This is a genomic window from Rathayibacter sp. KR2-224 (assembly GCF_049446075.1).
In the GTDB taxonomy this organism is placed as follows: domain Bacteria; phylum Actinomycetota; class Actinomycetes; order Actinomycetales; family Microbacteriaceae; genus Humibacter.
Window position 1 is genome coordinate 232,308 of the sequence record NZ_JBMSEB010000002.1, and the last position, 11,245, is coordinate 243,552.

An 11,245-nucleotide genomic window follows, 5' to 3' on the forward strand; every position below is an offset into this window, starting at 1 on the left:
CCCGGCCGGCCCCTCGCAGAGCACACGCTCCAGGTCAATCCCCCCGGCCCATCCGCGCGGCCCGTCCACACTGAGAGCATGCGAACATTCGGGGTCGAAGAGGAGCTGCTCCTCGTGAACGCGCGCGACTACTCGCCGGCGCCCGCGGCTCCCAAGCTGCTGTCTCGTGCTCCCCGTGCCGCCACGGGCCGTCAGGCGACGGCCGAGATGCAGCAGGAGATGATCGAGGTGATCATCCCTCCGGCGACCGATGCAGCCGTCTTGCGCGCGGACATCCAGGCGGCGAGATCGGCGATGGATGAGGCGGCCCGCGCATCCGGCGCACGGGCGGTCGCGTTGGCCACCTCTCCGCTGCCCGTGCATCCGCACCCGACGGAGAAGCCGCGTTACCGCCGCATGATGCGACGCTATGGCATCACCGCCCGGAACAACCTGGCCTGCGGACTTCACGTGCACGTCTCGATCGACTCTCCCGACGAGGGCGTCGGCGTGCTCGACCGCATCCGCGTGTGGTTGCCCACACTGATTGCTCTCAGCGCGAACCCCCCATACGCCGACGGGGAGGACACCGGATACGCCAGCTACCGCACCATGATCTGGAACCAGTGGCCATGCGCCGGTCCCTCGCCTGTGTTCGACACACTCGAGGCCTACCGAGACCACGAGCGCTCTCTGCTTTCGACCGGCGTGCTCATGGACGAAGGGATGCTCTACTTCGACGCCCGACTCTCGCGAGCGCATCCGACGGTTGAGGTGCGAGTGGCCGACGTGTGTGCTCGCGTGGAGACCACTGTGGCGCTGGCCGCCATCGTGCGGGCGCTGGTCGAGACTGCGGCCATCGAATGGCGGAATGGGCAGCCGGCGCCCGATGTCTCCGTCTCCGAACTGCGCCTCGACAGCTGGTGTGCGGCGCTCTCAGGACTTTCCGACCGTCTGGTCCATCCCGTGTCACGCAAGGCGGAGCGGGCATCCGTCGTGGTCCGAGCGCTGCTCGAGCACGTGCGCCCTGCGCTTGTCGCCAGCGGTGACGAGTCGCTCGTCGACGCGGAGATCCGGGACCTTCTCACGAGGGGAACCGCAGCGGATCGTCTGCGTTCGGTGTTGCTGCGCAAGGGAACGCTCGAGGCGGTCGTCGCCCAGGCCATCGACTGGACGCACAGCTCGGGTCGGAAGTCGGACGAGGCCACCGCACCCGCGTGCGAGGATCCGGTGGCCTGAGTCCGTTCCGAACAGGCGCGGCGCTATGCGGCCGCCCGTTCCGCCGCCAGCGGCACGAGGACCTCGCGACACCAGGAGCGGAAGTCCGTTGCCGTCGACCTGGCCCGTGACCAGTCCGCGTCGTAGATGCCTTCGTCGAGGGCAGTGGCCACATCGATGTTGTCGAGGACTGTCCGCTCGGAGGCGCCGGCACCGCGCAACATGGCAACGGTCTCCTCGATGCTCATCCGGCGGTAGGTGACAGATCGACCGAGCTCCTCGCTCATCACGGACGCCATCTCGTCGGGCGTCAGCCGGTCCGGCCCGAACACGGGGACGTTCTCCTGCCCCGACCAGTTCAGGTCGGCAAGCAGGTCAGCCGCCGTCTGCGCGATGTCTTTCGTCGCGACGGTGGCGAACGGCGCGTCGGGCGCCGCGGTCAGTGAGAATGTGCCACGCGTGAGGATGCCGTCGAGCTGGCGCAGCAGGTTCTCCATGTAGAACGGCATGCTCAGTGCCCGGTAGGCCGCCCCCGACCTGCCGAGTTCGGCATCCATGGCGAAAGCCGACGAGAGAACACCTGCCGGCTTCGGCCAACCGTGACCGGCGCTTGAGACGCCGACCACGTGGCCGACTCCTCCCCCGCGAGCGATGGCGTCCCTCGCCGCTTCAGCGAACGCCAGATAGTGCTCATCGGTGCTCGGCGCCGCTGGGTTTGGTGGCACGAGCCAGAACATGGCGTCCGCGCCGCTCAAAGCGCGGTCGAGCGTGGCACGGTCCCCGTGCGATCCCTCCACCACCTGAACGCGCTCCCGCACGTCCGCCGCGAGTCGGGATGCATCCCTCACCACGACGCGTACCTCACCGTGCTGCGCGAGCAATTGCTGCACGAGCTTGCTGCCGATCTGACCTGTCGGCGCTGTCACCACGATCATCCGAATGACCTCCTAAACGGAATCTGAGTTCAGGTTCCGATTATGCTGCCAGAACCCCGCTCGGTCAAGTACGGTGGTAGAGCTATGACGGATGCCCAAGCACCGATGCGCGCGGACGCCAGGCGAAACCGACAAGCGGTCCTCGACGCCGCCAGGGACCTCTTCGCCGAGCGTGGCGATGCTGTGCAGATGGATGAGATCGCCGAACGCGCGCGTCTCGGTGTGGGCACGCTCTATCGGCATTTCGCCGACAAGCGGGCGCTCCTGGCAGCCATCGTCGGCTACCGATTCGCAGTGATGACGACGGTCGCGCGCACGGCAGAGCAGCTCGACGAGCCATGGGAGGCCTTCCGGTCTCTGCTCGTCGGCTACCTCGAATCGGCCGAACAGGACGCCGCATTCCGGTTCGCAGTGCTCGGCCCCGAGGAACCGGACTGGAACGAGATCAACGCCGAAAAGCAGGCGTTCGCCGAGATCGTCGAACGCATCATCCTGCGAGCGATCGACGCACGGCGTCTACGGCCCGACTTCAGCGGCGACGACTTCGTGCTGATCACGCGCGGCGCCATGGCCAACATGACCGGCGGCCGCGACTGGCGCAGGCACGTCGATCTCGTGCTTGACGGCATCCGAACCGAACCGGAGTGACGGCGGTCACGACTCCCAGGGCGATGACAGCACGCGGTCGACCATGCTGTCTCGACGGAAGCCGGGATCGAAGTGCTCGAGGATGTCCGCGTTGACGGTTCCGTAGGTGGTTCCCGGTCTGTGCCTGAGGCCCTCGTAGAAGGTGCCAAGGAACTCCCGTTTGAAGTCGCCGCGCGGGTACGCGTCGACGATCTCGTCGACGGCACGGCTGTCCAACTCGTTCAGGCCCAGGCCCACGGCATCCGTCAGCACTCCGAGATTCGTCGCAGCGATCTCGGGCTCCATGCGCCTGGGAATGCCCGGAGTGGAGTGCAGCGCGATCGCGCTCCAGACGAGTCGGGCTGCCGAGTCGGAGTACCCGCGCTCGAGGAGAAAGCTGCGAGCCAGGTCTGCTCCTTCCACTTCGAACCGCTGAGGCGTGTTCGAGGATGGCGTGAGCAGCCCTGCGTCGTGGAACAGTGCGGCCACATAGAGCAGTTCCTGGTCGGCGTCGAGCGCGAGCGCCCGCACATGCAACGACCCGAACAGGAAGACCCGCAACGAGTGATCGAAGAGAAGCGGCGTAAGCCGAGCGCGCACGTATTCCGTCGCTTCGAGGGCGGCCGGCGAGTCCGGGATGCTCACGCCCGCGGTGGTCTGCGACACGTCAGCCTCGACTCGGTAGGCGAGGGAAGGCGGTCATGCGAGAACTCCGACGATAGTCTTGCCCCGACCGGACCCCGGCGCGTTGAATGCCTTCGCCGCGTCGTCGAGAGTCACGACGTCGCCCACGAACGTGCGGAGGCGGCCGGCGCGTACCCGCTCGACGAGATCGGTCAGCTCTGAACGGCTCGGTTCGACGACGAAGAACCGGGAATCGACGTCCGACCGCTTCAACCGCGGCGGGCTTGCGATGGCGATCACCCTGCCGCCCGAACGCAAGCGCTCCACCGAACGTGCGCCGATGTCGCCGCCGAGCACGTCGAAGACCAGGTCGATCTCGCCAGCCTTCTCGAGGTCGTCGCCGTCGACGTCGACGAAATGGTGCACCCCAGCCTCGAGGGCACGGCCGCGATGTGCACTGCGCCCGGCGCCGATCACGAGGGCACCTGCTTCGCGCGCGAGCTGCGTGACGATTGATCCCACTCCCCCGGCGGCGCCCGTCACGAGGACGGTCTGACCTGACTGGAGGCCTCCGTGCTGAAACAGGCCCTGCCAGGCGGTCAGCCCCGAGATCACGAGGCTCGCCCCTGTGACGAAGTCGACGTCGGCCGGCAGAGGGGCAAGGTTTCGGGCCTCCACCGCGACGTACTCGGCAAGTGTGCCGTCCCTGGTCCAGTCCGCGAGGCCGAAGACCCGCTGCCCGACGGTCAGCCCGGTCGTGCCGTAGCCCAGCTCCTCCACGACTCCCGCGACCTCGTGACCTGGGACCGTCGGTGTGCGGTCGCGGCCCGCCCTGTCGGTCCAGGTAGCCGGCCAGCCGAGCTCGCCGGGGGTGAAGCCGGCGGCGTGAACCCGCACGACGACATCGTTCTCGGACGCATGCGGATAGGGGCGGTCTCTGAGGGTCATCCCTTCGGTTCCCGCGGCGGGGTCGGTGACGGTTATTGCCTTCATGCGAGTTTTCCTGTCAGATCGGTTGTTCTATTCCACCGACGACGCGTACCTCGCGAATGTGAGGTCGGGCGATCGCCTCCACTGCGTCAGCTTGTTCGGATTCCACTGAATCAAGACATCGACGGCACGATCGCCGTGCGTGCGCAGCTCGACGACGCCTCCTACCCCGCTCTCGTCGACCAGGAGCACGGCCTCGTGGTTTCCCGACCGACCGAGCACGAGCGAGACATCCGGGCGCCGTTGCAGAACGCCGAGGATGAACCGCGCGGCCTTGTCGCGGCCGTGGATCTGATTGAGGGCGGCCCGGACCACGCCGCCGCCGTCTGAGGTCAGCACGACGGCCGGGTCGAGCACCGCCACGAGCTCGGCGAGATCCCCTCCGGACGCAGCGGTGAGGAATGCCTGCACGGCCTCGGCGTGCGCCCCGCTCACCTGCTGCGGGGCCTCGCTCTCCCGAACCCGACGCCGTGCCGAAGACGCCAGCTGACGCACGGCGTCGTGACTGCGCCTCATCGTTCGGGCGATCTCGTCGAACGGGTAGGCGAAGACATCGTGAAGCACGAATGCCACGCGCTCGGCCGCGGTCATCCGCTCCATTACGACGAGCATCGCCATGCCCACGGACTCGTTCAGTGCGGCGCGGGCTTCCGGGTCGGCCGAACCCACGGCAGCCGGGTGCGCCGGCAGCGGCTCGGGCAGCCAGGGACCCACGTACGACTCGCGGCGGACGCGAGCCGAACCGAGCATGTCGAGGCAGACCCGTGAGGTCGCCGTGGTCAGCCATGCACCCGGGCTGCGCACCTGACGGCGCTCTGCTTCGCCCAATCGGTACCAGCGCAGGAACGCCTCCTGCACGGCATCCTCCGCCTCGGCCATCGTGCCGAGCATGCGGAAGGCGATCGAGATCAGCTGCCTGCGCTCATCCTCGACGCGCGCCGCAGCGCCGCCGCCGGGCTCGACGCCGTCGATGCCGGACTCCTGCGTTACGGAGCCACCGGCGGGAGGGGTCATGCTTACTCGTTCCGATCAAGAGCGGGAACGCCCTCAATTCAACGCCATCCCGCGCGGGTCCGCATCGCCGGAAGAGTCGTCGGGGCCGCTCACCCAGCGAGCTCGTCGTAGCTCGCAACCGGCACGATGCCCGCCGCCGCGGCGGCGATGCGCTCGTCGCCGGCGACGATGACGTCCGCTTGCAGAGTGGCCACCGCTAGGTACTCGGCCAGCACCGTGTCGTCCCAACCCAGCTCGCGGGCGAGCCTCCACGCCCTTGCGCGCGAGACCCGGTCGGCGAGCAGCCGTATCTTGAGCGTCGCCAATCGATCCAGCTGCGCCACAGCAGTGGCTTCGTCCAACCGCCCATCTCGGGCCTCGTGATAGAGCGTCGACATGACGTGGCTGCGCAACACCGCCGGACCGACGAGCAGACGACGGGAGCCGATGCCCGGATCGTCACGCACGAGCCTCAGTGCAGTGACCGCGTCGATGGCGAACCGAGTCTGGGCGTGAACGTTCGTCATGGCTCAAGCAAAAGCGGAACCACCGACATCCGAAGGTGGTGCCGTCCTGGTATCCGCTGACCTGGCTATGCGTTCAGCCGATGGTGATGTCGACCGAGGCGAGCGAGCCGATTTGGAGTGTGGTCGGGTCGTAGTAGCGCACGGCGATGGTGTGCGGCCCGCTCGGCAGCGCGGGCGTGACGCGCGTGATCGGGATGGTGCCGAGCGTGTGCGTGTTGCCTGTCCACGTGCCGTCGATGAGGATCTGCACCTGCTGTCCTGGCGTGCCTGAGATCTGTACCGTCACGACAGTTCCACCGGCGGTTGCCGGAATGGTGGCGCCGTCGGACGGGGCATCGATCGTCGGTCGCTGGAATGTGATGGGCGATGTGGGTGCCGAGGCCGCCGAGACGTTGCCCGCCGGGTCTTGCTGCGTCGCGCTGAGCGATACCCCGTCGCGAAGCGGATCGGGAAGCGGGATGCTCCAGGCGCCTGCTCCGTCCGCGGCGGCCGTGCCGACCACTGCTCCGAGGTCGTTGCGCAGAGTCACCTTTGCGTTCGGTTCTGCCGTCCCGGAAATCGTGGGGAGGTACTCGAGCGGGTTGGCAGGGAGCGCGTTGATCACGGGTGGCAGCGCAATGGTGTCGATGGTCACGGTACGGGCGACCTTCGTCGACGTGTTGCCCGCGGCATCCGTCTCCACGAACTGCAGAACCCAGGTGCCGTCCGGAATGGCCGCCGTGGGCGTCACCGTCCATGCACCGGTGGCGTCGACCTGCGCAGTCGCGACGGGGCCGAGATCATTGCCCTGGCTGTCGTAGCGCTCCACGTGGACGGCAGCGGCCGGTTCGCCTGTTCCGGTCAGCGCCGGGCGTGCGTTCGCAAATAGGGCTGCGTCGGCGGGGGTCGTGACCACGGGGGCCGCGGGCGGGGTGACGTCGGGCGGTGTGGGGGGCGTAGGGGGAAGCGAAGGAGGCGTAACGACGGGGACGGTGACCGGGGATCCCGTGCCGGTCGCGGCGACCGTGACCGGGGGCACATTGGCCGGGGGCGTAGTGGTCTGCGGTGCCGGTGCGTCTGATGAGGGCGGCACATTAGGCGAGGGCGCCGGCACGTTCGGTTGTGTCGGGGCGGTCTGCGGTGACGGGCTGGCGCTGCTCCCCGGCCGATCGCCGGATGCCGTGGACGAGCCCGACCCGTCTCGCGCGCCCCCGATGACGCCGGCTGCGGCGAATGCGCCGGTTGTGACCGCTGCTGCGACGAGGACCGTGGCGGCCGCCATCAATGCGGTGCGCAGCGGGCGGCGGGTGATCATGGATGCTCGCGCAATGGCGGCCCCGCCAGCGCTCTGCGCGGTCGGCGAGTTGCCGCCGCCCATGCCACCCGAACCACCCGTGCTCGCGGCGAGGCGGCCCGCGAGAAGCGCCGCCCCTGCACCGCCCAGCACGAGCGGGAAGAGCATGGCCGCCAGCCGGCCGGAAACGTCGTCGATCTCCTCGACGATGATCGAGCACCTCGTGCAGGTCTCGAGGTGCTTCTCGAAGCGCGCCTGGGCCTTGGGCGAGAGCGCGCCGCGGTTGTAGTCCCCCATGCGCTCGGTCGTCCACCTGCACTCGGCCGGGACTCGCTCGTCGTTCACGTGCGCCTGAAGCCAGGCCTTCTTGAGACCTTCGCGAGCCCGGTAGGCCAGTGCGGCGGCTCCGTTCGCGGTCAGGCCGAGGTAGGGCGCTGCTTCCGCCGGGTCCATGCCCTCGACCTCGGTGTACCAGAGGATGGTTTGCCAGCGCTCAGGCAGGGTGCGGAACGCCCGAACGGTGATGGTCTTCTCGAGGGCCGCCGTCTCGATGTCCGGTTTGTCGCTGGGCAGCGTCTCCGCGACATCCTCGATATCCACGGTGCGTGCCTTGGGTATCCAGCCGAGCGCTACGTTGCGGATGGTGCGGTAGAGGTAGGGGCGGAACGCCTCTTGCGGACCGCCACCGCGCTGCATGGCCCTGAAGATCTGCAGATAGGCCTCGGCGACGATGTCATCGGGGTCGGCGATGGAGTGGAACTGACGGGCGGCGGCCAGGCCGGCTTTAGCGTGCCGGCTCCACAGCTCGCCGAATGCGCGAGAATCGCCGGCGCGCGTGCGCTCGGCGAGTTCCTCGTCGCTGATCATGGGTCCCCCTGAACCTGGCAGCTGCGGCCCTGCTTACCTTGGTCCGTCCCAGCGTGCCTCAGCATGCCTGAGAACCAGGGATTTCGCACCTCGGAGTTGTGGAAGTGGGGCCGCCCCTTCGGGTGGGACGGCCCCGGATGCCTCGTGTTCGGGTTCACGAGACATCCCTCCTGTTCGGGTCAGGAGCTTTGGTCGCCCGCGCGCGACCGGTGAGCGCTGCTGCGTCGCGGGCGTGGCGCCGTCTGCTAGTTGTGGACTGCATTACGGCGGCGCACCCACCACGCTGTGCTCGCGGCCACGCCGCCCGCCAGGAGCAGGGCAGCCGCGATGGCGGCGCCGGAGTCCAGGTCGGAGCCGGTATGGGCCAGCTCACCGGCGTCCGTTGCGGTGGCCGAGTCCACGGTTGCGGTGGGCGTTCCGTCGCTGTGAATCTCCGCTACGTGAGTCGCGCTGGACGTGGGTTCGGTGGAAGGCGTCGGTTCGGTGGAAGGCGTGTCGGTCGGTGTAACCGCAGGGGCGGGCGTGGCCGGGGTGGAAGTGACGGGAGTCGGAGCGGTATCAGTCGGCGTGATCGCCGGGGTCGAATCCGCTGGAGCATCGCAGCCTGCGATGAGGCCGCCGAACGGGAAGAAGTGCTCCTCGGAACCGGCAAGATCGGCGCTGGCCGCGATGACCGTTCCCTGCACGTTGGCACTGGTCTTGGTGTAGTCGGCCCGCGGGGCGAGGATCGACCCGTCGATCGAATCACCGCTCTGCGTGACCGAGACAACCTCGGGCATGTTGAACAAGATGCCGCGCGGGTCCCGGCTGCCTGCCATCGTGAGCTTCAGCGTGACCGGGCCGGTCCCGGTCACGTTCACGATGAGCGGGTTGCCAGTGCTGGGCGAGACGGCGCCGTTGAAGGTGATCTGGCTGAGCGACGAGAGCTGCGCGGCGGATATGTTCCAGTAGTTCGTTCCGGGCTGCAGCGTGACGCTCGCCTGTCCGCCTGCCAGCGAAGGCGCGATCACCCGGCCGGCGTTGCATGCTCCGGTTGCCGCAGCGGCGACCTGCGAGCTGGAGGAGCCGGCGCGGGTTTGGGAGAACGTCGCGGCGAACAGGCCGGGTGCCGGAACGGATGCCGCGGCTTGCCGGTGATTGGATGCCACGGCCGGAGTGCTCGCATACCCGGCGCCTGTGCGCACGACCTGCGTGTTGACCTGCGCGTTGTTCTGATCTGTGTCGAGAACGTCGGCGCCTTGCAGGTTGCCGACCTTGATCGAGCCCGGGCTGTTCACCTGAAGCGTTCCGGCCGAACGCTCGAGGGCGATTCGGCCTCCCACCAGGAGCGCGACGGATGCCGAACTCTTGAATGCCACGTTGGTCCCGGTGAACGAGAGGTCACCACCCGTGGCGACGGCGCCCTCGCTCTCCGCCCTGATGTCGGTGTCGCCGAAGGAGACCACGTTCCAGTCCGCGTACTCCGCGAGCGGATTGAACACGGCGGTTGCGGCATCCGCCCGAGCCGTTGTGCCGAGACCGATGCCGACGCCCGCGGACGCCAGCAGCGCGGCGACCGCGGCGTACGACAACGCGCGCTTCGTGGACGGTGTTCGCCGCTCAGACCGCTCCACTCGAGTGGAAGGTGCTTCGGCGGTCTGGTGTCGGATCGGGGCGGGCGATGCTCCCGCGGACTCGTGCGTCATGGCTAGGCGAATTCCTCAGTGCTGTGGGGGAGCGCGTCAGGATCTGACCGCGCCGGGCGTGCTGCTATTGCGCACCCACATGACACATGCGGTTCACCATCGCGTTATGACGCGATTCGTGAAAACAATTCGGCAAAGCCGACGTTCGCGTACAGTCGCGTGCCTCAGGTGGCCGAGACGGCCATCCTTGCGTCGTAGCCCGCGCGGCTGGCTTCGATGGTGGGGTGGTGCTCGACGGCCCACTTCGCCAAGGTGAGGGCGGAGTCGACGAGTGTCGAACCCATCGCCGTTAGCTCGTACTCAACCCGCGGCGGCACCTCCGCGTGCACAGTACGAACCACGAGACCGTCGCGCTCGAGCTGTCGAAGCGTGAGGGTGAGCATCCGTTGCGAAATGCCGGGGATGTGCCGCTGGAGCGCCGTGAAGCGAAGCCGCCCATCTTGCAGCGTGCCGATCACCAGCAGCGACCACTTGTCGCCGATGCGGTCCAGGACGTCGCGAATCGCCTTGCCGCCGTCGCGACCTCCGCACGAGTGCTCGTACTCGCTGTCCATGGCGCCTCCCGTTCGTAGCGCACACAGATGTGCCTTTTGCAGGCAGCACGAAGATGACCCATGATGTGGCTACTTACAAATAGTAACCGCGCTGTTGGAAGCGGCAGCGGACGAAGGAGAGAGCCCGCCCATGATCGTCGCGTACTGGATCGTCGCCGGAGTGCTCGCCCTGATGTATCTCGCTGCCGGAGGCATGAAGCTGGCCCAGCCGAGACAGAAGCTTCAGGCGAGCGGCATGGGTTTCGTCGAGGACTTCTCCGCGCCGTCGGTGAAGCTCGTCGGAGCAGTCGAAGTGCTGGGCGCGCTCGGCCTCATCCTGCCTGTCATCACTCGCATCGCTCCGTGGCTGTCTGTGGCTGCGGCGATCGGACTCGTGCTCGTGCAAGTCGGAGCCATCATCGTGCACGTGCGCCGCGGAGAAACGAACAGGCTCGGCATGAACATCGCTCTGCTCGTGCTCGCCAGCGTCGCGGTCTGGCTCGCGGCCGCCACCCTGGTCTGACGGCGGCTCCGATCAACCCACCCCGCTGAGCACGCACAGCGTGCCTGGGGTGGCGACGAAGTCTTTGCTCGCCGTCCAGTTCTGGGTCTTTCCCGCAGGCACGGTCACGTGGGTCTGCGCCGTGTTGATCACGGTCGCGCTCTTCGTCGTGAAGAAGACCGTGATCGTGTAATCGGCGGCCTGCTTGCCGTCGTTGGTGACGGTTCCGCCGGCTTTCCATCCGGCGGTCGTCGCCTTGCACGCCGTCATGCGCACTGCACGGCGTGCTGCCGGATCGTTGGGCACGTGGGTGGGAATGGGAGCGGGCGTGACGCCGGCGGGCAGCCCGTTGCCGATCCCGGCGGAGTGGGTCGCTGTCGGGCTTTTCACCGGTGGCGAAGAACTCGTGCATGCGGCAAGGACGGCGACCGTTGCGGCCGCGGTGGCCAGGCTGAGCGTTCTCGTCAGGAAGGTGGCTGGCATCTGATCTCT

The 11,245-nt window shown here is 68.0% G+C and carries 12 protein-coding genes; 3 read left to right on the top strand and 9 right to left on the bottom strand.

The features are described from left to right. The first annotated feature begins 78 nt into the window (after window positions 1-78). Window positions 79-1,218: a carboxylate-amine ligase gene (locus tag ACO2Q7_RS13410; protein WP_423356207.1), complete on the top strand. Its 1,140-nt coding sequence runs from the start codon at window positions 79-81 to the stop codon at window positions 1,216-1,218. A 23-nt stretch (window positions 1,219-1,241) separates the two neighbouring features. Here ACO2Q7_RS13410 and ACO2Q7_RS13415 read toward each other — a convergent pair whose 3' ends face one another. Beyond that, the gene (locus ACO2Q7_RS13415) at window positions 1,242-2,132 is read right to left on the bottom strand and encodes an NAD(P)H-binding protein (RefSeq protein ID WP_423356208.1); all 891 of its coding nucleotides are present in this window, start codon (window positions 2,130-2,132) and stop codon (window positions 1,242-1,244) included. 84 nt (window positions 2,133-2,216) lie between these two features. Between ACO2Q7_RS13415 and ACO2Q7_RS13420 the strand changes: the two genes are divergently transcribed. Then, a complete protein-coding gene (locus tag ACO2Q7_RS13420) occupies window positions 2,217-2,780 on the top strand; it encodes a TetR/AcrR family transcriptional regulator (RefSeq protein ID WP_423356209.1) in 564 nt (187 codons plus the stop codon). Between the two features lie 6 nt (window positions 2,781-2,786). Here ACO2Q7_RS13420 and ACO2Q7_RS13425 read toward each other — a convergent pair whose 3' ends face one another. From ACO2Q7_RS13425 to ACO2Q7_RS13455, 7 genes are all read right to left on the bottom strand, one after another. Further along, complete coding sequence (locus ACO2Q7_RS13425) at window positions 2,787-3,425, bottom strand: HD domain-containing protein (protein WP_423356210.1); 639 nt, start codon at window positions 3,423-3,425, stop codon at window positions 2,787-2,789. A 33-nt stretch (window positions 3,426-3,458) separates the two neighbouring features. Continuing rightward, window positions 3,459-4,376 (bottom strand): NADP-dependent oxidoreductase, encoded by a 918-nt coding sequence (locus tag ACO2Q7_RS13430; RefSeq protein ID WP_423356211.1) that lies wholly within the window; start codon window positions 4,374-4,376, stop codon window positions 3,459-3,461. Between the two features lie 27 nt (window positions 4,377-4,403). After that, window positions 4,404-5,387, bottom strand: coding sequence for an RNA polymerase sigma factor SigJ (sigJ, locus tag ACO2Q7_RS13435; RefSeq protein ID WP_423356212.1), 984 nt, complete (start codon window positions 5,385-5,387; stop codon window positions 4,404-4,406). Window positions 5,388-5,476: 89 nt separating this feature from the next. Beyond that, window positions 5,477-5,893, bottom strand: coding sequence for a hypothetical protein (locus ACO2Q7_RS13440; protein WP_423356213.1), 417 nt, complete (start codon window positions 5,891-5,893; stop codon window positions 5,477-5,479). Window positions 5,894-5,966: 73 nt separating this feature from the next. Continuing rightward, window positions 5,967-8,033, bottom strand: coding sequence for a sigma-70 family RNA polymerase sigma factor (locus ACO2Q7_RS13445; protein ID WP_423356214.1), 2,067 nt, complete (start codon window positions 8,031-8,033; stop codon window positions 5,967-5,969). Between the two features lie 245 nt (window positions 8,034-8,278). Beyond that, window positions 8,279-9,718 (bottom strand): collagen-binding domain-containing protein, encoded by a 1,440-nt coding sequence (locus tag ACO2Q7_RS13450; RefSeq protein ID WP_423356215.1) that lies wholly within the window; start codon window positions 9,716-9,718, stop codon window positions 8,279-8,281. 164 nt (window positions 9,719-9,882) lie between these two features. Continuing rightward, the gene (locus ACO2Q7_RS13455; RefSeq protein WP_423356216.1) at window positions 9,883-10,272 is read right to left on the bottom strand and encodes a winged helix-turn-helix transcriptional regulator; all 390 of its coding nucleotides are present in this window, start codon (window positions 10,270-10,272) and stop codon (window positions 9,883-9,885) included. A 130-nt stretch (window positions 10,273-10,402) separates the two neighbouring features. Here ACO2Q7_RS13455 and ACO2Q7_RS13460 point away from each other — a divergent pair, with 130 nt between their 5' ends. Next, a complete protein-coding gene (locus ACO2Q7_RS13460) occupies window positions 10,403-10,774 on the top strand; it encodes a DoxX family protein (protein ID WP_423356217.1) in 372 nt (123 codons plus the stop codon). Window positions 10,775-10,786: 12 nt separating this feature from the next. On the opposite strand, the gene ACO2Q7_RS13465 is transcribed toward ACO2Q7_RS13460, so the two are convergent. Further along, window positions 10,787-11,236: a hypothetical protein gene (locus ACO2Q7_RS13465; protein ID WP_423356218.1), complete on the bottom strand. Its 450-nt coding sequence runs from the start codon at window positions 11,234-11,236 to the stop codon at window positions 10,787-10,789. Window positions 11,237-11,245: the final 9 nt, after the last annotated feature.